The sequence below is a fragment of the Streptomyces sp. NPDC036764 genome (assembly GCF_055609385.1).
Genome location: NZ_JBVJPT010000029.1, coordinates 1 through 18,851, shown reverse-complemented (window position 1 = coordinate 18,851; position 18,851 = coordinate 1). Strand labels below are relative to the sequence as shown.

23 protein-coding genes are annotated in these 18,851 nt (G+C 64.9%); 14 read left to right on the top strand and 9 right to left on the bottom strand.

Annotated elements, in window-relative coordinates; genetic code table 11:
* Nucleotides 1-370 precede the first annotated feature (370 nt).
* Complete coding sequence (locus ACZ69Q_RS45335) at nt 371-814, bottom strand: LexA family protein (RefSeq protein WP_471054681.1); 444 nt, start codon at nt 812-814, stop codon at nt 371-373.
* Between the two features lie 95 nt (nt 815-909).
* On the opposite strand from ACZ69Q_RS45335, the gene ACZ69Q_RS45330 reads away from it, so the two are divergent.
* The 4 genes from ACZ69Q_RS45330 to ku all read left to right on the top strand — a co-directional run bounded on the left by ACZ69Q_RS45330 (nt 910) and on the right by ku (nt 2,865).
* Nucleotides 910-1,248 (top strand): DUF6233 domain-containing protein, encoded by a 339-nt coding sequence (locus ACZ69Q_RS45330; RefSeq protein WP_471054679.1) that lies wholly within the window; start codon nt 910-912, stop codon nt 1,246-1,248.
* Nucleotides 1,249-1,370: 122 nt separating this feature from the next.
* The gene (locus ACZ69Q_RS45325) at nt 1,371-1,571 is read left to right on the top strand and encodes a hypothetical protein (RefSeq protein WP_471054677.1); all 201 of its coding nucleotides are present in this window, start codon (nt 1,371-1,373) and stop codon (nt 1,569-1,571) included.
* Nucleotides 1,572-1,656: 85 nt separating this feature from the next.
* Nucleotides 1,657-1,866 (top strand): DUF6207 family protein, encoded by a 210-nt coding sequence (locus ACZ69Q_RS45320; RefSeq protein ID WP_471054675.1) that lies wholly within the window; start codon nt 1,657-1,659, stop codon nt 1,864-1,866.
* A gap of 69 nt (nt 1,867-1,935) precedes the next feature.
* Nucleotides 1,936-2,865, top strand: coding sequence for a non-homologous end joining protein Ku (gene ku, locus ACZ69Q_RS45315; protein WP_471054673.1), 930 nt, complete (start codon nt 1,936-1,938; stop codon nt 2,863-2,865).
* 407 nt (nt 2,866-3,272) lie between these two features.
* On the opposite strand, the gene ACZ69Q_RS45310 is transcribed toward ku, so the two are convergent.
* The gene (locus ACZ69Q_RS45310; protein WP_471054671.1) at nt 3,273-3,449 is read right to left on the bottom strand and encodes a hypothetical protein; all 177 of its coding nucleotides are present in this window, start codon (nt 3,447-3,449) and stop codon (nt 3,273-3,275) included.
* 454 nt (nt 3,450-3,903) lie between these two features.
* On the opposite strand from ACZ69Q_RS45310, the gene ACZ69Q_RS45305 reads away from it, so the two are divergent.
* On the top strand, nt 3,904-4,263 hold the full coding sequence (locus tag ACZ69Q_RS45305; protein ID WP_471054670.1) for a hypothetical protein: 360 nt from the start codon (nt 3,904-3,906) through the stop codon (nt 4,261-4,263).
* A gap of 233 nt (nt 4,264-4,496) precedes the next feature.
* Here the strand turns inward: ACZ69Q_RS45305 and ACZ69Q_RS45300 are convergent, their stop codons facing one another.
* Entirely contained in the window at nt 4,497-5,252 is a 756-nt protein-coding gene (locus ACZ69Q_RS45300) for a GntR family transcriptional regulator (protein ID WP_471054669.1), read from the bottom strand.
* 78 nt (nt 5,253-5,330) lie between these two features.
* Between ACZ69Q_RS45300 and ACZ69Q_RS45295 the strand changes: the two genes are divergently transcribed.
* The 5 genes from ACZ69Q_RS45295 (at nt 5,331) to ACZ69Q_RS45275 (ending at nt 7,396) form a co-directional block, all read left to right on the top strand.
* Nucleotides 5,331-5,609, top strand: coding sequence for a hypothetical protein (locus tag ACZ69Q_RS45295; RefSeq protein WP_471054667.1), 279 nt, complete (start codon nt 5,331-5,333; stop codon nt 5,607-5,609).
* Nucleotides 5,610-5,777: 168 nt separating this feature from the next.
* A complete protein-coding gene (locus tag ACZ69Q_RS45290; RefSeq protein ID WP_471054666.1) occupies nt 5,778-5,933 on the top strand; it encodes a hypothetical protein in 156 nt (51 codons plus the stop codon).
* Between the two features lie 199 nt (nt 5,934-6,132).
* Nucleotides 6,133-6,357 (top strand): hypothetical protein, encoded by a 225-nt coding sequence (locus ACZ69Q_RS45285; RefSeq protein ID WP_471054664.1) that lies wholly within the window; start codon nt 6,133-6,135, stop codon nt 6,355-6,357.
* Nucleotides 6,354-7,097 (top strand): GntR family transcriptional regulator, encoded by a 744-nt coding sequence (locus ACZ69Q_RS45280; RefSeq protein ID WP_471054662.1) that lies wholly within the window; start codon nt 6,354-6,356, stop codon nt 7,095-7,097. The genes ACZ69Q_RS45285 and ACZ69Q_RS45280 overlap by 4 nt, the downstream gene beginning before the upstream one ends.
* Complete coding sequence (locus ACZ69Q_RS45275; protein ID WP_471054661.1) at nt 7,094-7,396, top strand: hypothetical protein; 303 nt, start codon at nt 7,094-7,096, stop codon at nt 7,394-7,396. Before ACZ69Q_RS45280 ends, ACZ69Q_RS45275 begins: the two co-directional genes overlap by 4 nt.
* Nucleotides 7,397-7,547: 151 nt before the next feature.
* On the opposite strand, the gene ACZ69Q_RS45270 is transcribed toward ACZ69Q_RS45275, so the two are convergent.
* The 3 genes from ACZ69Q_RS45270 to ACZ69Q_RS45260 form a co-directional block, all read right to left on the bottom strand.
* A complete protein-coding gene (locus tag ACZ69Q_RS45270; RefSeq protein ID WP_471054659.1) occupies nt 7,548-8,621 on the bottom strand; it encodes a hypothetical protein in 1,074 nt (357 codons plus the stop codon).
* 414 nt (nt 8,622-9,035) lie between these two features.
* Nucleotides 9,036-9,500: a hypothetical protein gene (locus ACZ69Q_RS45265; protein WP_471054658.1), complete on the bottom strand. Its 465-nt coding sequence runs from the start codon at nt 9,498-9,500 to the stop codon at nt 9,036-9,038.
* Nucleotides 9,501-9,914: 414 nt separating this feature from the next.
* Nucleotides 9,915-11,174 (bottom strand): hypothetical protein, encoded by a 1,260-nt coding sequence (locus ACZ69Q_RS45260; protein WP_471054656.1) that lies wholly within the window; start codon nt 11,172-11,174, stop codon nt 9,915-9,917.
* A 51-nt stretch (nt 11,175-11,225) separates the two neighbouring features.
* Between ACZ69Q_RS45260 and ACZ69Q_RS45255 the strand changes: the two genes are divergently transcribed.
* Entirely contained in the window at nt 11,226-12,443 is a 1,218-nt protein-coding gene (locus ACZ69Q_RS45255) for a tetratricopeptide repeat protein (protein WP_471054654.1), read from the top strand.
* Nucleotides 12,444-13,047: 604 nt separating this feature from the next.
* On the opposite strand, the gene ACZ69Q_RS45250 is transcribed toward ACZ69Q_RS45255, so the two are convergent.
* From ACZ69Q_RS45250 to ACZ69Q_RS45240, 3 genes are all read right to left on the bottom strand, one after another.
* Nucleotides 13,048-14,514, bottom strand: a complete 1,467-nt coding sequence (locus ACZ69Q_RS45250) for a Yip1 family protein (RefSeq protein ID WP_471054652.1) — start codon at nt 14,512-14,514, stop codon at nt 13,048-13,050.
* Between the two features lie 630 nt (nt 14,515-15,144).
* A complete protein-coding gene (locus ACZ69Q_RS45245) occupies nt 15,145-15,819 on the bottom strand; it encodes a YdcF family protein (protein ID WP_471054651.1) in 675 nt (224 codons plus the stop codon).
* Nucleotides 15,816-16,610, bottom strand: coding sequence for a GntR family transcriptional regulator (locus tag ACZ69Q_RS45240; protein ID WP_471054650.1), 795 nt, complete (start codon nt 16,608-16,610; stop codon nt 15,816-15,818). The genes ACZ69Q_RS45245 and ACZ69Q_RS45240 overlap by 4 nt, the downstream gene beginning before the upstream one ends.
* A 461-nt stretch (nt 16,611-17,071) precedes the next feature.
* On the opposite strand from ACZ69Q_RS45240, the gene ACZ69Q_RS45235 reads away from it, so the two are divergent.
* The 3 genes from ACZ69Q_RS45235 to ACZ69Q_RS45225 are packed head-to-tail and all read left to right on the top strand — an operon-like array spanning nt 17,072 to nt 18,761.
* Nucleotides 17,072-17,335, top strand: coding sequence for a DUF6284 family protein (locus ACZ69Q_RS45235; protein WP_471054648.1), 264 nt, complete (start codon nt 17,072-17,074; stop codon nt 17,333-17,335).
* 8 nt (nt 17,336-17,343) lie between these two features.
* Complete coding sequence (locus ACZ69Q_RS45230; RefSeq protein WP_471054683.1) at nt 17,344-18,378, top strand: DUF2637 domain-containing protein; 1,035 nt, start codon at nt 17,344-17,346, stop codon at nt 18,376-18,378.
* Complete coding sequence (locus tag ACZ69Q_RS45225) at nt 18,378-18,761, top strand: RRQRL motif-containing zinc-binding protein (RefSeq protein ID WP_471054646.1); 384 nt, start codon at nt 18,378-18,380, stop codon at nt 18,759-18,761. The genes ACZ69Q_RS45230 and ACZ69Q_RS45225 overlap by 1 nt, the downstream gene beginning before the upstream one ends.
* Nucleotides 18,762-18,851 lie beyond the last annotated feature (90 nt).

Below are 18,851 nucleotides of genomic sequence, written 5' to 3'. Positions count from 1 at the left end.
GGCGACTGGTGAAGCCTTCGGCCCGCAGCCGTTCCACGCCACCGCCACATCAGCGGGGATCATCCGTTCACTTATGAATCGGTGGCGGGCGTCCGGTGCTCTGTGACCTTCAGGCATAGTGGGCCACCCGTCTGACGGGAGCGCAGGTAGCGGACTCGGGTTGAAACACTGATGGCCACTTTGCTCAGTGACAGTTGGCCCAGACCAACCGGTTTCACGCGGCGAGAAGGACTCTGACCTGCGACTCGGTGCACCGATTCGCGTCGCCCGCCTCATGTTGGCCAGAGGAAGGCCACAATGCCCCCGTGCCGGGCAGGGGCACGGTCCGCCGCGGACGCTGACCGACGTTGGGGTGCTGGTAAGAATCGTCTCACCAGCGCAGGACGATTCCCCTCCCCGTACGGGTGCCTGGTCCGCGATCGATGAAGCCCAGATGTGCCATCTGGTCGAGTTGGTAAGCGACTGACGCCGTGCTGGACAGCCCCACGCTCCTGCCGATCTCCCGCATTGACGGCGCCTCGCCGTGCTCGGCCACCCAATCCCTGATGTACTGCAGGATCCGTTCCTGCCGGTCGGTGAGGAGTTCCTGCGCCTCCTCCAGCGTGCGGACCTGTTGGCGCAGTTCACCCCTGGCCGCGGGTGATCGGCCGGCTTCCGTCTCCCAGAACGGGTGAGCGGTGAGCCGAGCTGAGAGCTGCTGCAGTCGGCGACGCAGCACGGCCGTGTGGACGGGCCGACGCTCCAGTGCCGCGTACATGCGGTTCCAGTCGCGCTGAATCTGGATCAAATCGAGCGGAAACGGTGTGTGCACCATGACAGCGATTCAATCATGTGTTCGATTTTTGGCGCCAGAACCCGGCCCTGACCTGAACCCTGACAGGCGCGGACCTCGGGCTTAGAATCAAATGCGTGTTCGATGATCTGCCGCCGGACCTGGCCCGCCTGGAGACCTTGCGGTTCTGGCACGCCATGTGGGTCGACCGCATCGACCGCAGGATCGCGGAGGTACGGCAACGGCAGGCCGAAGAGGAGTACGGCCGGCGCCACCGCCCGAGGCCTGCGGACTGGTACGTGGAGCTCGGCATCGGCGTAGACCAGCAGCCCCTCCAGGTGCACGCCGGCGACTGCGGCATGGCGGGCAAGCGACGCCGCCCGGTCACCCGCGACGAAGCCCGCCGACTGCTCGCCACCGAGCTGCCTGCCTGCCCGATCTGCCAGCCCGACGCCCGACTGCGCGTGCTCGACTGATCCGCGGCAGCCGCACACCCCTGCCCGGCAGCGCTCCGGGCAGGGATCGAACAGTCGTGCCATTGGAGCGGCTATCGTGCCGGTAGGCGGCTGGTGTCCGTCGCCCAGAACAGGATCCCGCGATGTCGACTCCCGCTCGCCCGGTGACCGAACCGGACCCGTCCGCGCTGATCTGCCCCGGCGACCAGGTCGGCCAGTGCGCCGTATGCCAGCGCAAGACCCATCGGTACGGCTCCGGCGGCAGCCCGCTGTGTCAGTGGTGCATGGCAGCGGCGAAGGAGAAGTGGGGGCCGAACGTGCGCATGGTCAGCAACCGTCCCTGACCCTTGCATCGCATGTCGGGCTCGCGATCGGGTGAAGCCTTCCCGATCGCAGAACCACCCAGGCCGCCCCCGCGTGGTGCCGTCCATGAGGCCGATCAACGAAGCACACGTAGCGGAGCCGGGGCTGGCCGTGGTCGAGGTCGCGGCCGTCGACGACGCGACCGCCTTCGCCGTCCAGGCGCTGCTCGCCGGACAATGCGCGATGGCGCCGGCGGAACGAACGACACGGGAGCCCGGCGAGCCGGGTGTACGGCTGCGCTGCTTCCTGGATCTCCGCCTGGCCCCCGGCTTGTAGCAGTACGCCTGGCGAGATGCGCGTGGCGTCGTAGGCTGATGTTGCTCGGGGTAGCCGCGGAGGTCAGTTATGCCCCGATCGATTTGGTCAGGTGCCATCAGCTTCGGCTTGGTCACGGTGCCGATCAACGTGGTCAGCGCGACCGAGGACCACAGCATCCGCTTCCACCAGTACCACCTGGAAGACATGGGCCGGGTCCGGGTGCGCAAGTACTGCGAAGTCGAGGACCGCGAGGTCGCGAACGCTGAGATCGGCAAGGGCTACCAGCTCACCAAGGAACAGGTCATCCCGATCAGCGACGAGGAACTGCGCGACCTTCCCCTGCCGACGGCCAAGGCGATCGAGATCGAGGCCTTCGTGCCGCTGGAGTCCATCGACCCGCTCAGGATCGGCGAGGGCTACTACCTCCAGCCGTCCGGGCCGGTAGCGGCGAAGCCGTACCGGCTTCTGGTTCAGGCCCTTGGTCGTTCGTCGAAGGTCGCCATCGCCAAGTACGCCTGGTCCGGGCGGGAGCGACTGGGCGTCCTGCGCGTGAAGGACGACGTCATCGTGCTGCACGCCATGCGCTGGCCAGACGAGATCCGCGACCCTTCCGAGCTGCTTCCCGAGCCCGTGGACCTGACCGAGGACGAGATCGACGGCGCACTGGCCCTCATGGACAGCATGACCCGCGACGAACTCGATGGGCCGGAGTTCCAGGACACCTACACCGACGCCTTGGCGCAGATCATCGAAGCCAAGCGCGACGACAAGCCCCTGCCCAAGGCATCCGAGCCCGACGAGACGGGCGGCAAGGTGCTCGATCTGATGACCGCCCTCAACGAATCCGTGGCCAAGGCTCAAGCCGCCCGCGGCGCGGGCTCTGCCGACGTACACGAGATGCCGACGAAGAAGACCGCGGCAAAGAAGACAACGGCGAAGAAGCAGCCCGCCAAGAAGACGACCGCTAAGAAGGCCACGGCGAAGAAGACATCGGCGCGACGACCGCGAAGCGCCTAGAGAGTGGCTCCCTGATGGGAGCTCTTGCCGCCGGGGTGCAGTCGGCGTCGGCAGGCCCATAGCGTTAGCGGATATCGGACCTTTGGGTAGCACTCATCCGTGGACTGGATATCACCAGTAAGCACCCTGGCAGGAGCCGTAGTTGGTGTAGGAGCCGCCTTGATCACCGAGCGCCTCCGCTGGCGCCGCGACAATACCAAAGGCTCCCTCAAGCACTGACAGGTCGCTGCTGTATCGCACCGAGGGCCTGACCACGGTGGTCAGGCCCTCGGCGTGTGTCCGGTCCGATTGCCTACAAGCGTGGTGGGAGTTCCTCGTCCTGGTCGGCTGGGCGGACGGCCATGGCGACAGCGCGGCCGGCGTGGTTGCTGTACTCCGCTGCTGTACGACAGGCCGATACGGAGGGGTCAGCGTGTGTCTGCGCTTATTCCCTGCTCGGCTACGGCTGCGGCCAGGGCCAAGATCGCCTCAACCTGAGCCGCCGCGATGGCTGTGTCGTACTGACGCTTCTTGGCCGCGGACTTCGCATCAACCGCTTCGAGCAGTTCGCGGGCGTTTTGAGCGTGGGTGGCGTAGTCAGCCATCAGACCTCCCTTGTCTGTGGTACGCACCATAGCGATCACGCGAGGTCGGCGAAGTCTCAATCAATCCAGCAGGGCGCCGTCCATGAATTGAGGACGGCGCCCTGTCGTGCAGAGGCTTTGCGGTGCGGCCTCATCCTTATCAGGTCGATCACAGGGGCTCGTCAACATCGGTCAACCCGGCCTGCGCCTCGGCCGATCGTCCACTGTGGTCCGCCGCCGAGCGCTGTTGATCGTGCTTGTTGGTGTCAGCCGCTGATGTCAGCCGCGGCACGCGGTCTTTGCAGGGGGCGACGCTGTTGAGCAATTGGAGCTGTCCCTGGTGTGGCGGAGGATGGTGCTTATGTGCGCTCTTTTCGACCCTCCCGAGCCTCGCCGCGTCTCGCCGGGCGAATACCCCGTGTGGGACCAGGCTCTCGCCCTTCTGAACCGGGACCTGGCGGTGACACTTCCCCAGATGGAACCCCTGCAACTGCTGGCCCTTCCGTCTTACGATGCGAATGAGCCGGAGAACGTCTACGTCGCCCTGGGCAACGGCGAGTGGCACGGCAATCACCTGGACCCGAACTCACAGGACAGCCTTGCCTCTGCGCTGGCGAGCGTCGCCGATGCCGCACAGGACACCGTCATGGAGCTTCTGTGGCAGGCGTGGCCCCTGTGCCCCGAGCACGGCCTGGGCATGCATCCAAGGGCGGATGCACAGGAGCGACTGTCCTGGTGGTGCGCAGGAGAACGGTTGCGTCGCGGCCCGGCTCATATCCACACGGCCGTGGGCGCACTCGACGCCTTGGCAGAGTCGATCCGTACACGGTCTTGAAAACCGTCGTGGCAGCGATGTCACCGTGGGTTCAAATCCCACACCCACCGCAGGTGAACGGCCCCTGACCAGGCGATATGGTCGGGGGCCGGTGCTTTGCCGGCTGCCCGTCCGACCCCGCCTTTGACCGTGGTTTCCCGGTCTATCGGGCACGGATGGGGCACGCGGAGGGCACGCCCGAGGCGCGGCTTCCAAAGATCCAGTTAGCGGCCGGCCAACCGCCCGCCCGCCCGCTACCGGTTGATCGGGATCTCGTAGACGATCTCGCAGTGAGCGGCGGGCACGACGATGTCCGCTGTCTCAACCGGCCGACCCTGGTCGCTGTAGTACGTCCGTCGGATGTGCGTGACGAGTGCGGCCTTCTGAATGCCGAGTAGCGACGCCTCCTCGGCGGTCGCCTGCCTCGGCTCGGGCTGCTCCACGGCATGGCTGACCGTGACACCGATCGCGGCCATCCGGTTCACGACTCCGGCCCCGGCGTGCGGGCCTCCCTCGGGGAGGACCACCAGCGTGCCTGCGGTGAGGTCGTACGGCTCCCAACTCGTCGACAACTGGATCGGCCTGCCGTCCGCCAGGAACTCGTACGTCGTCCGGACGCACAGCTCACCTTCGGTGATCCCGAGCCGAGCCGCGATGTCAGCAGGCGCCGGCACCTTGGCGTCCGTCCGGCTCTCCCAGTCGCCTTGCCTTCCGACGGCCTTCATGTCCGCCCGGAACGGCGACCCGCTGGGCTGCTCCCGCGCCGACGACCGCACGACCCGCACGCGATGCCGGGGTTCGGCGACGTAGGTACCGGACCCTGCGCGGCCCTCCAGCACACCCTGGGAGATCAGCAACTCCTGCGCCCGCCGAACCACGTTCTCACCCACGCCGTACTCCTGGCCGATCTGCGCGCGGGAGGGGAGGCGGTCCCCCGGTTCCCACACGTGCTCCGCGATGCGTTGCCGGAGTTCGTCGGCGATGCGGAGATAGGGCGGCTGCTCAGGCATATGGAAAATCTAGTCCACTAGCTCTAATCTAGTTTACTAGCTTCACTCAAAGTGATCGCTGATGACGGAGGCTGCCCTGTGCCCGCTTCGGGAGTTAGCGCGGCGGCCATCGCCGCCCGGCTGTCCGCCCTCGGGCTCGTCACGCGAGTGGAGGAACACCCCCGACACACGTCGGTGGAAGCGGAGGTGCCGGAGTCGGTCTCCGCCGAGACATGGCGGGAGGTCTTAGAAGTGGTGGCCGAGGCCGATCGGTTCGGGCTCCTCGCCACCAGCCTGAACGGCCGCACCATCTGGGCGGTCGTACGCAAAGCGGTCCCCACGACGGGCGATGTCGGGGGACCGAGCTTTCAGCGATAGGAGCTGAACAGCGTGCTCAACCGTATCCGCCGCGCCGTCTCCCTTACCAGGGCGCGCTACTTCCCCAAGGACAGGCACCGCCGCCCCTTAACGCCTGCCCGGCCGTCGGTCTCTTGCGCCCCGCGTGCGTCTGCTGACGGGTCGACAGTCGTCCTGGAACGGGCTTCCATGAAGCCACCTCATCGTCACTCGCTTACGGGTGAGGACATCGCCCTCGTCCGCCCGTATGTGCTGGCCTGGGAGAGGCGTGTGCGGGCGCGCTCCGTGGTCATCGCTCAGTACCTGCCGGCCGACGCCTGGTCGACCCTCGCGGGGGTCAACTGATGCCTTCTCGACAACGGCCGCACATCACCGACGCCTCGGCTGTCCCCTACCGCTCGATCGCCTGCCGCATCGGCACGCACCCCGCCTGTGCGGAGTTCTCCGCGGCATCGGCGCCAGTCGATGTCCCGGTGATCTACGAAGCGTGCGACTGTCCGTGCCATTCGGCATGCGCCACGTCCACGCCTGTGGAGGTGGCACAGTGAACGAACGGGCCCTCGGTGGCGTGCTGGTCTCCAGGATCGAGGTCACGGCGACGACCGTGCAGCGCGGCGACATCATCCAGCTCGGCGGCCAGGCCTGCCGGGTGGGCGATCTCTTCCAACTGCCTCAGGGGGCCAAGCAACTGGTCTTCGAGTCGGGCGAGTTGCTGACCATACACACGCGTACCCGGCTGGTTGCCGTGCGGACGCTGAGAAGGCGGTGACCGGGGACGTGCCGTCTTGCCACCAGGACATCGCCGACGACCTCCGGCACCAGATCACGACCCGCCGTATCCAGCCTGGCGAGCGTCTCCCGTCCGAAGCTGTCTTGGCCGACCGGTACAAGGTCAGCACGGTGACACTGCGGAGGGCCCTCGCCGTGCTCCAGGGCGAGGGCCTCGTCGAAAAGATCCACGGCAAGGGGAACTTCGTCCGCCGTCCACACCGAAAGATCATGTACGTCGGCGGATGGGGAACGCTGGACCCGTGGACCGCCGCGGAACCGGCTCTGCGTTTCACCGTTCGCAGCGCGACAGTGCAGGCTCACGGGCATCTCATGACCTTGCTGGGGGTGCCCGAGGGCAGTCCTCTCGCCGAGCTCTCCTGCGTCAGCCACGAGGGAAAGTCACCGCACGGGCTGGCCCGCATCTACATCCCTGCCGACCTGGCACCCGCCGGGGACCTCGACGACACGTCCTCGTGCTGGGAGGCGGCCACGAGATTCGCCGTCCTCGGCACGTCACCGGCCGCTGTTCGGGAGACGGTATGCGCCCGCCCACCGACACCAGACGAAGCCTCAGCACTCCGGATCGGTAACACAGCGCCAGTCCTCGGGATCACACGCGTCGCAACCGACGCCACCGGGCGAATCGTCGAAGCCGCCCTCCTGGTGTTCCCGGGGGACCGTGTCGACGCGGTCTTCGCCACCCACCACATGACCGACGAGAGGCAGATCCAAGCATGACGGCTCGGAACGAACTGAGGCTTCTCCCCTGGTTGGGTCCGGAGGGCAAGCCCTGCTACCTGAGCACCGACGATCAGGACGGCTACATGTCGCGACTGGCGGACAACATCGAAGCCGTCCAACTCGGCACGGCAGCCGAATTGCTGGAAGAGGCCTCCGAAACCCTCGACGACCAGCACTCAGGTCCGGAGGACGTACTACAGCTGGCGAAGGAACTGACCCGGGCCTTGCGAGATGTACTCCGCGTCGCCACCAGCCGCGGTCACCTTCTCACTGCGAACGAACCGCACGGCATATGAAAAGGCGGCCGACATCGGCACCTGCCAGTCCCGGCCTCCATTGAATGCGAGGAAGGGAGCCCGAGATCAACCCGGTCTCCCTTCTCCGTCGCGTTGCGCTGGCCCGACTTATGCGCCGCGCACGGCGTAGAGTAACCTCATCGCTCGGTTGTCATGAGATGTTGCCCTCAATAGGAGCAAATCGACGGAGAAGGCCGAGGGTGAATGGTTCTGACCAACCAGCTAGGAAAGCGTAGAGAGCGGTCATTGATGCGTCAGAACTATTACCGATCTTGGGGAGGGCGCCAACGTGCACTAGGACCAGCGCAACTACGCCAAACCCTCCGCCAAACGCCATCTGAACGTAGAAGGAGCGGCGGAACCGCTTGATCTCAAACTCGCCCAATGGCGCGTCTCGAAGCTGGATTGCTCTTGCGATGGCGCCACCTAGCCCTCCGGAAATCAAGGCAAGAGCGGAGCGAACGATGACATATCCGATTCCTGATTTTGGGGAGCCCTGCCAGTAGACTGCCCAAGAGAAGGTTGCGGCCATGGCAATGGCTGTAGCTAAGATCATTATCCCTGTGACCTGCAGACGCTCTGCGCGAACCCTCTCGTACGCGCGCTCGGCAGTCCGCCTCTTAGCGCGCGCCCGGGTGATGTCTAGAAGTTGTTGTCGAAACTTTTCAGGCTGGGGCAAGTCTTCGTGCTCGAGTGCGTTACGAAGTATTTCCGCTTCATCGCGACCAAACATCCCCTCCCATCGGTAATCGCCTTCACCGAGATGCGCCGCGACTTGCGGTTCCATCTCTCTCCATAGCCTTCGCCTTAGCGCGCCTTTGTCGGCGATTCGTATTGAAAGACATTCCACATCGCAGGCGAGTTGCCATATTGCATCTTTGTGTATCTTGTTGCTTCTTTCCTGCCACGTTTGGATTTCACCACAGGCGCGATGAACTTCTTGTCGGCACTGAGGCGGGAGGCCCACTTTCTCAACTAGTTGGCTTAGCTCATCCAGGCCATCGCGCAGATCCAATAGCGCCTGCGCCCGCTGATACCTGCCCTTGGATGATTTTGGCCATACGATGCGAAAAAGACGTGGAAGCAGGCGACGGCTGGTGTCACCACTCGCGTCGGCTTGGCTAAGGGCTCGGTCTTGGACGAACTGAGCGCAACTGTGCACCGATGTGAGGTCGTCAACTAGCTTGTCACCGGGTACTTGACCCGCCTCTCGCTCTTCAGCCATGGCCACCTCCTATTGCCCTCTGGGTACATCTTCGTCTGGATCGTCCGACATTGCACAGTCTTGTAGACCAGCTCGCATCGTGGTGGGAAAGGCCTACGGCCACCGAGAAGGACCTAGCCGACTTACGTGAGTAGGGAGAAGGCCGAAATGCGAACGAAGGCCAAGAGCAGAGATGAGCATCCAGCCCTCTGATCGGCGCCAGCGGCGAGTCGTGGATGCTTCGCTCTCAGCTTGGGAAGCTGCGGGCATCGAGGGCCCGTTGTAGGCGCTGACCTGCTCAAACGGCCGGTTCGCAGCCTCTGAGGGCTCTGCTGTTTTCACCGTGATTCCCCGCTGTTCCCCGCTCGATCTGGTGCGCTTGTGGTGCAGCACTGTCGGCATGGCCCTCTACCAACCGGTGCGTCGGCAAGTGCGTCAGAGGTGTTCCTTGGCGGCTCGGACCAGTCGGCTGATGTCGTCACGGGTCCGCACCCTGGCATCGTCGAGTTCGGTTCTGCTGTCTGTCTTGGACAACGCCGTAACGTCTGCCAGCACGTCCTCCGCGGCCCGGCTCAGCACCTCGTCATCAGTGAGCATCTGCACCCGGAACAGTGCCTCTTGGGCATTGGAGCGTAGGTCGTAGGCGCGGATCCGCACCATGTCGGGGTCCTCCGGAGGGGGCTGTTCGTGCTCGCAGAACCAGAGGTGAACCAGGCAGCGGCGGTAGTTGACCAACGCGCCGGCGTAGGCAGAGTAAGCATCGAGTCGTTCCTGCCGGAGCTTCTCGCGGCGGGTGAACTGGTGGCTTCTGTCGGTGGTGCGCTGCTGGAACGCCAAGGTGATCCCCGAACCAAGCAGCGTCCCCAGGACGGCTATACCGCTGGCGATGATGGTCTCCACGTCCCAAGCTGATCACGCCTCGCCGTCCTCCGCGGGCCGTAACCCAACTCCGATGCCAACACGCTTTCCAACTGTGGTGGTGGGGCCCTGGGCTGGGTCCGGGGGCGTTCACCTGCGTTCGTGGGCGGTTGGCGCATCGGACGGGTTGGACGTCCGGTCTTCCCTGAACGGCCGCGAACGGTGCTGAATGAGACGGAAACTGAGACGGACGCCAGGGCCGGGCTCGCCCTTCTGCCGCACCCGTGGATCGGCAGCCACGTCGTGATGTGCCGCTTGCGGTTGCTCGCCCCGCGGTCGGTCTCCACCTCGGCGAGCATCGCCGGCTGACAGGGCAAGCAACCCGGCGCACGCAAAATCCGGCGAAGAGCCGATCCTCGGGTCGACGGCCGGTCATCGCACTCTGAGGTAGGCCGCTCAGTCACTTCCGGCAGCGTGAGCGGAGGTCGACAGCGCGATTCGCTCTACCCTGCGTGCTTGGAGGACGTACTCCCTGAAGAGCTGGTCTTGGACGTGTTCTCCCCAGAGTTTGTCTATGAGCTCGCCGTAGGTGGAGAGGTTGGGGATCTTGGCATCCATACGAAACAGGACGGCCAGGGGGCGCCGTGTCCACCACCGACGAATCCAGTCGACAGGCTGCGTCAGCAGAGTCGCGGAGTAGGAAGTGGGGGTCAGCGGGGCTGTGGCGGCCTTGGTGAACTGTTCGCCGAAGCTGAGGACTTCATGCACATTGACCAGTTCCTGGTCCGGTCCGGAGGCCAACTGCAGGAGTTGTTGATATTTACACCGGACCTGCCTGCGTTGCCGAGTGGTTCCCGCACTTTGCAGTTCCGCCTTGAACTCGCGGAAGTGCCGTCGGTATCCAGCAAGTTCATCCCTCAACTCGAGCATTTTTGGTCCGACCTCTGACAGCGATCCACATTCGGCAAGAACACGTGCAGTGATGGGCGGAATAGGTATCTGCAACTGCATGTCCCATTCCGATATGACGTCGACCTCGTCGACATCGCTCGCGTTCCAGGCCTCGGCGACCCGCCCGTAGATTTGCTGGGGAAGCGACCTGTAGGTGCGGGTGAGGAGTGAACCGACGAATGGAGACCTGTCGGCGTCGGGAAAGTAGTCCAATCCGTGAGTCGTGGCGACCAGTAGATATCCGACGGCGCGGTAGACACGGGCCCGACTCGGGGCCGTGTTCATGATGCTTGGATAGTCCGGCAGGCTCTCAACCCACCGGATCAGGGCTTCATCGTCGAGGTCGCGTTCTGGCGGTGAGGCCGAAGTGTCCAGCATGCCTATGGCGTTGGGCGGCAGGTGGTCGGTGTCGGCGAGCAGTCTGGGCTCTGTCAGGTGCTCCAAAGAAATTTCCCCTGGTAGGCGCTCCTTCAGGTCAGCCGGGAGGCGTTGAAGTAGCCGCAACGCGTCACCCCGTGTCAGGGTCGGTTTGAACTCAGTCAATACCCCCTCCGCTGACAGCAGATCAGTGAGCGGGGCAGCGAAGCGGTCCGTGGACGAGATCACCCGAACGGTATCGAGAATCACAACCGCCTCACAAAGTGCCGCCAGTTCCATGAATCCCTGAAGTGTCAGGATTTCACCAGGCGTGACAGACCGGCATGCGGACGACAGCAGCGACTTGGTGGTAAGCGCATCATTCGGTGACTCGGCAACTGCTGCCACTTGTTACTCCTTCTGCGTCGAAGCTAGCATTGGACTCCCAAGCAAGGAGTCGTGCTGCAGGAGTCTCAGTTGGAATACCCCGCCGCCCCGGCCGGCTACACACTGATCGACGTCGAAGTCACCCTAGGTGAGGCGACAGTTCAAGGGTGTCGGATTCATCCTGCCGAGTGCCTTGACCAGACAGATTTCCGTAAACTTATCAAGTGGCTACGCGAAGGCATACCTGCCGGCTTGATCGTGCGGTTTCCAGCGAGCCTTGAAGAGTTCGGTATGGCCGAGCTACTTGAAGACAGGGCACTGGTGGACTCCGTGGCGGGGTCCGCTGCGATACGCCTACCAGACAGCGGGCTGGTGATGTCCCGGCGGGACACGGTGGAGTATCTCGCTTCTTACATTCCAGACGGGGTGAGGACCGATCGGGTAATGGTCTCCTGGCCCCGGCAGACCGACTTCACGCGTTTCTCCCACCTGTGGAAGAGGCGCCCAGCCGTGGAAGACCATTTCGACTACATGGAGTCACTGGACGACTTCCACACGGCAGTAGAGCGACCCGTTAAGCTCATATCTCTGGGTAAAGCCATGGGCGAGCTTCACGATGTCGGCGTCATACGTGTTGATGGGCACGAGGGAAACTGGGCCCACGACATCGCCCGAACGCCGCCACTGAGTTCTTTCGACCTCGCCGACACCCGGTTCGTGTACCCACCGGTCGACCCAGTGGCGTGTGCTACCGACCTCGTGCCACTGATGAACTCGTTCTCGCGCCGAGACTGGGCCAGTTTTCGGCAGGGCTACCTGATGCAGCGGCCCGAGGCGGGCCAGTTGGTGATGGCCGTGGTCCAACGGGCCGATCTCACAGGATGGTCCATCGCCTATGACACGGGCGACTACCTCACCTCGCTGCACCGCCTCGACAGAGCACTGGGCCTCTCGCCCGTAGCATCGGAGCGCGTGCGTCTGCTCGGCTTTCGAGCTCTAGTCATGAGCCGTCTCAGTAGGCACGAAGATGCACTCGCACAGTACAGGGCTGTACTGCCCGAGAGTCGCGGCAGCGAGTGGGAAGTGGCCCATCGTTTCCACTACGGACAGGCCCTCTTAAGGGCAGGCCTCTCAGCGGAAAGCAGGGCGGAGTTTCAGTGGGTTCTTGACCATGCCAGTGACTCGCCCTCCGACGAGAGCCTCCGTGCCGCCGCGCGACAGGCCCTCGAGCAGCTCCCAGTTGCGCGCGACACCGATCTCCCAGGCACAGGACCTGATGGGCTGCAATGACCCGCCAGGTCGGCAGGGGCCGCCCTCGGCCTCACCAGATGAATCCGCACGGATCTCGATCATGGGACCCTGCCTACTGTCCGACGTTGCCGAGGCCGTAGAGATTGGTCTTAGTCGCACCCTCGTCTCGTCCTGAGCAAGCCGCATGACCTGAGCTTGGGAAGCTTGGGTTTCTTGGCGGTGATTACCTGCGCTGACTTGCGACGAAGTGACGAGGGGGCATGCCTGACGGTCACCCCGATCCCCGCCATTCCCCGTGGTTCCCCGAGCGATCTGGCACGCGTCTGGCACGGGCACGGCAGTCTGCCTAGGCAACCTGACTTGCCGGTCTACTGATCACCGGTTCCGCTGACAGCGAGACGGACTTGTGATCCGTAGGATCGGCCACCGCGCTATGAACACTGCCTGCGATCCCGCACTCCGATGGCACAGGCTGGCGAACATGTGCGCCAGTGTGCCGTCGTTGCCGTCAGGGCTGCCGGCACCTCCGAGCGATGCTGTAACAGTATTCCGACCTGACCTCGCGCACCAGGCGCGGACCCGCAGCGACTAGGACGAGTCGGATCACGTGGGCGCACTCGGATGTCGAGGACGGCACCAGGGGTCATGGCCCGGCCTGCTTCAGCAGCCCATGGACGGACACCTCACGGTTGACTTGGACCCACCAGATGCCGTACCTCTTCCTCTCCCTTTCCGAATCCTTCGGATCCAGTCTTTCATAGGCGTCGAGGATCGACGTCCCTTTCTTCTTGAAGTCGTAAGAGGAAACGAAGATGTCCGCTGGCTCTTCCGGTGACCAGTGAGCCAGGACATATCGCGGCTTGCGCGTCACGTTGATCAAATTATTGTTGTAGCTCACCCTGCTGTGGTACAAGAGATGCTCTACACATTTTTCGGGCCGGCAGTAATATCTACCCTCGTCTTTCTGCCAGGAGGGCCTTGCGGAAAACGAATAATCATTGACCCTGCCTCTGTCCTGCCTCAGTACGGCGAATTGCAGCTTGGCGTCAAGCGTCTCGAATGCGGTGTCCTTGGGCAGCGTGATCACCCTTTCCATCCTGAATTCTTCCCCCACATCAAGTACGGTGCCCGGCCCTTGGAACTGTCCAGACGCGACTACCGCGGGTACGACTTCACTCTCATAGCTTTCCGCCTCCACGGGCTCGTAGTAGTCCTCATCACGCTTCCATTTCTGGAGCCCCTGACCATCACGGGAGAACTTCGACAAGTAGCCGGAAACGGAGTATCCGTCGACGACGATGTAAACCGGAACCTGCCCGTCATTTTTGGCATAAAGCGCCAGCGGAACATGAATGTAGGGCAGGTCCCAGCTCGTTCGTGGGGTACCGAAATCGGCCCTCAGTTTGAAATGCATAGGAGCGGCCGTGGGTGCGTAAAGGGTCGAATATCCGAGACTAACGGCTGACAGGAGAGCCGTTATGGCGACCCCGGCGGCGAATCTCTTCGGGTACGGAATTCCCCTCCACGCCTTCTGGTGGATGAGGATGAAGGTGGCCCATACCGACCACCCCCACAGGGAAACGAAGAATGGGAGGGCGGGTATGAATTCCTGCTCCTCAAGCCACAGGAAGAGCAGAAGGCTCGTGGTGGCCAGTGCGATGAGTACGCCGAGAAAGACAAAAGCGCCGGATATCCTGAGCTGCCGTCTGCCCCAGTAGTCGATGACCGCGACCGCCGCTAGGCCCTCCACTGCGGCTGCTACCAGGATCAGGACGCCGATCAGACGCTGCGCGAAGGTGAGCGCCCCGAGGGCGTCCGGCCAGCCGATGACAACGTGCAGTCCCAGCGAGGCGAGCAACCCCAGGACCATGAGAACCATGACCGCATACCGCCTCCAGCCCTTGCCCGGCCATGTGCTGCTGCCGCCGCCACGCCAGAGGACGCACGAGGGGTCGTCTAGGTCCATGTCGTCCGGGTAGCCGAGGCGACGGAGCACCTTCCGCAGTTCGCGAAGGGACCAGGCACTGTCGACCTTCTCGCCGTGGATGGTGATGGCGCGAAGACCGCGACTGTCAGGCGACTCCACGATCACCCAGGGCCGTATGCTCATGGGTCCACGCTCGGCCCCGCATCGGTCATGCGCACGCCGAGCTGCTCCGTTCGGTGGACCGGTACATGTGAAAAGGCCCCTGCCTCGCACCCACCGGGGGCCTCGTCGATCAGGGCAGGAAGCTTCTGCCACTGGAGCGAGTCCACCGTTGGGCAGATGGAAGCCCTGTTCTGACCTGCGCCACCGAAAGTCAGCCACGGCGGCGGGCTCGCCGAACGAGCACCCGTCACGTATGCCTCCGGTAACCCCGTACGGAGCTCAGCCACGCTTCCTCGATACGTCACGGTCTGTGCTCCCTCCTGCCGACGCGTTGTGGACGTACGGAGAGCATTTCGGCTCGGTTCCGCGCCCTCTCCTGACGGCGCGGAGGCGGTGTGGTGTGGGCGTCAATCCGTCATTGGCCTGGTCCTGGCTCTCGGGTCAGTCGGGGTGCTTCCTGCTCTGGCTGTCCGCCTTGGCAGTGTTGCGCGCTGAGTGGCGGCGGGCCGCCGAAGCGGTGGCGGAGACATGGAGCGGCGGCGGCCCGTGGCCGCCAGCGCGCGCGGCACGCCGCAGGCGGGCCGCCTTGATGGGGCAGGGAAAGTTCGAAACGTGCCCAGCGTGACGTGGGGGCTGTCGCTCGCCCCGTTATCACGCGCCAGGGCGAGCGGCAACGTCAGCCGGCAGGAGTCGGCTGGTGAAGCCCTCGATACACAGTCGCTCATAGGCGGCCGCAACGGCGTCGGGGACATCCTGTTCGATGGCCAGCCCCCAGCCAGGGAACACGAGTACTCGTTGCAGGGCGCCCACGATCATGTCGATCACCATGCGGGCATCCCCGATGGAGTCGGCGTATTCCTCCAAGCCCATCGGCGTGGACGCGCACACCACTTCGACCTCGGGCCAGAGCTTCCGCATCATGGCGTACGAGCGCCGCTCTTCGTAAGGCTTACTCACGAGCAGGACGGACGAGACCTTGACGTCGGCTTCTGCCAACACCGTCTTCGAGAACTCGATGTTCTCGCCGGTGTTCGTGGCACGCTGCTCCAGAAGCACGGCGGAATCGGGCACCCCTAGCTGCAATGCCCGCTCTCGGTAGTGGACAGCCTCACCGCGCGGCATGCGCGCCTTGGTCGTGGGGCTGGTGGCCCCTGTGAAGACGATGACCGGAGCCATGCCCTGGTGGTACAGCTCCGCTGTCACGTCGGCCACGCCGAGGTCATGGCTGCCCAGCCCCACGGCCACCGAGCAAGGCCGTGGGTCGTGGTGCATGAAGTGGTAGTCCCACAGGAGCCGAGCATCTGCCCATGCCTGTGCCGAGATCATTCCTGCCCCTTCCTGTCCTGAGCCGAGTCGGGAACCTTGAAGTCGTACTCCCACGCGAAGCGAGAAGCAGCGTGGACGCCCACAGCGAACTCAACCACCGTGCCATCCGCCGTGTACGTGGTCCGGTGCAGTTCGACTACGGGCTCACCGGCGGGGAGCTGCAGGAGCTGCACTTCGTCCGCTGTCGGGACGCGGGCGAACAGCGCCTCTCGCATGTGGTCGATCTCGTATCCGGCGTCGTAGAGGACCCGGAATCCGCCGCCACGACCGGCAGGCCCCGGGGTGGGGTCGACGATGCGTGTCCCCTCAACGTGCTCCGGCCTGTAGTAGCTGGTCAGGGCATGAGTCGGCTGCGTCCCTTCCTTCACGAGTCGGGCGCGCGAATACACCTCGGAGCCGACTGGGACACCAAGTCCCTCGGCTACAAGGCTGTCCGCCTCGACTTGGCTCACAGTCTGCGTCTGCTCGTTCCGTTTGTACGCGCGCCCAGATGCGACGCGGTCAGCGATGAACGCGACTTCGTCGCCGTCGCGCCACTTCGCCTTGTCGTACCGAGCGATGCCCAGCCGCTTGAGCGGAGCGCGCGGACGCACCACGGTGCCGTGTCCGCGCGTCGACGTCACGAGCCCCTCGGACTCCAGTGCCTTGTATGCCTGATGGACGGTGGCCTTCGAGCCCTCTCCGGCCTCGACTAGCTCTCTGATCTGGGGCAACTGGGCGCCAGGCGGGTACTCACCGCTCTTGATCTGCTCCGCGAGCCTGTCCGCCAGCTCGCGCCACTTCGGTGCCACGCAGAACTCCTCTCGACGCGAACCAGTGAACCATAGTCCTAGGACTGTTGACAGTCCTAGGACTGCGTCCCATCGTCTTCCCAGGCCGCTCGCAGTCCTAGGACAGCGAGCCGGGAGGGGCCTGGTTTGGGCTGCCTACAGGCCGTGCCGGTTCGGGATAGCTCACCTCCAGAGGGGCCCCTTGCTGGTCGTCCCTTGAGAACTCAACAGCGTGCCTGAGGTAAGCCGCTCCACCTCCGCAAGCAAGCGGGCGGCGTGCGTGGGCCCTGTCCCACGTGCGAGTACAGCGCACCCCAACCCTTCCGCAGCTCAACAACTGCGGGCCGGTTGCCTCCCCTGCTCGTCTCGTACGAGCAGGGCTGAGGGGAGCCGGACCTACCGACTTCAACGGCAAGCGCTCCCAGTGCTGGAACACCGGGACCGCGGCTCGGGCCGTTCACCTGTGAGAGGACCACGACCCTATGAGCCCCATCGTCACTGTTCAGGAAGCTGTTACCGCGTTCGCCGACTGGATCGAGCCGACGGATGCGGAGCTAGACGCGATCGAGCGCGAGATGCCGGTCATCCGCGCGGACATTGACCTGCTGGACGCGTACATCACCACCCTCGACCGCACGCCGACCGAGATCGACGAGCGCCGTATCCGCCGGGCCCGCCGCAAGGCGCTGGCCGCGCGGGTAGAGCTGACCAACCTGTCGGCCCCGGCCTCGGGGATCGGGGCGTGAGCGAGCCGCTGACCCCGACACAGATCCAGTCCGCCGAGAAAACCCTCGCCACCGGCACGTGGGCCATCACCGCCGGCGCGGTGCTGTTCTCCGTCCTGACCGTCACGCCCCTGGTAGAGCGGGTCACCCCGGACGACTGGGAGTGGACGGCCCCGATCCTGCCGCTCGTGGTCGACGCGGCCGTGGTCATCGTGGTCCGCCTGGATGCGACCGTGGCTCGCCTCGGTGGGAGCTCCGGTGTGTGGCCGGCGGTGCTGCGGTGGATGACCGGGCTGATGACCCTGCTCCTCAACATCGGCGACAGCGCCCTCAAGGGCGACCTGGTCGGCGTTGCGGTCCACTCCGTGGCGCCGCTGCTGTTGATCGTCACCGCTGAAGCCGGCCTCGCCTACCGGCGAGCGATCGGGCGGGCGCTGGAGCGCATCGAGCGTTCACGGGCCGCCGAACAGGATGCGCGTGAACAGCGCGAGCGCGAGAGTCGTGAACACGAGCGGCAAGAGCGTGAACGCGCTGAACAGTCCGCCCGCGAACACGCCGAACAACTGGAGCGCGAGCGGGCCGAACGCGAGGCTGCCGAACGGTTGGCTGAGCGCGAGCACACGGCTCGGATGGAGCGTGAACGCCTCGACCGCGAGGCCGAGATGCGGCGTGAGCAGCGCGAATACGAAGACCGTATCCGGCGTGAGGACCAGCAGCGCGCGGACGCCCTGCGCCGTGAACAGCAGGAGCGTACAGAGCGTTCACGGCCTGAGCGCCACACCCTCGAACCCGCCGCGACAGCACTCGGTACGGGCGACGAGCAGGCGGCCGTGAACACGTCGGCCGGGACGATGAACGGTGCCGTGAACGGCGCGGCCACGTTCATGAAGATGCCGGAGAGCGACGCCCGCTCCTACGTCCGGTCCTTCCGTGAGGGGCAGCGTTCGGTGCGGCAGCTCGCCGAAGACACCGGCTGGTCCATCGGCTGGGTGTCCGCCCGCCTCCAGGAGGCCCGCGAGCAGCAGGGCGCCGACGCGAGCGAGCCGGTTGAGGCGGTGCTCTGATGCCGACCGCCTACGCCCGCTGCTTCGACCCGAACGGCGCCCGCTACGGCATCCCCACCTACCCATGGCGGATGGCCCCTGACGGCTACGCCACCCGCCGCCAGCTCCGCGCCCGGGGCTTACGGCCGGGTGGTCAGCCGGTCGCCGCTCAGCTCATGCGGATCAACAGGCGCTGCAACACCCCCCGCGTCGCCTTCCTCTACCGCGTCGACCTGGCCAAGCCGGTCCGCCCGATGACGTCGCGGAAGTGGGGTGCGCTCGCGCTGGCGATGCTCGCCCGCCGCACCTGCCCCCGCTGCCGCCTCGACGTCGGCTACTGCATCCCCACCTCGCACGGCATCTGCGGGATCTGCATCGCCGCCGAAGAACAGCGCGCCGCCTAAGACGTCATTTCAATTGGTGTGATCTTGCGGCAGTCTGGGGCGATGACTGCTGCGCTTGTCGAGCGGATGGCGCCGGAGGACCTGTGGGAA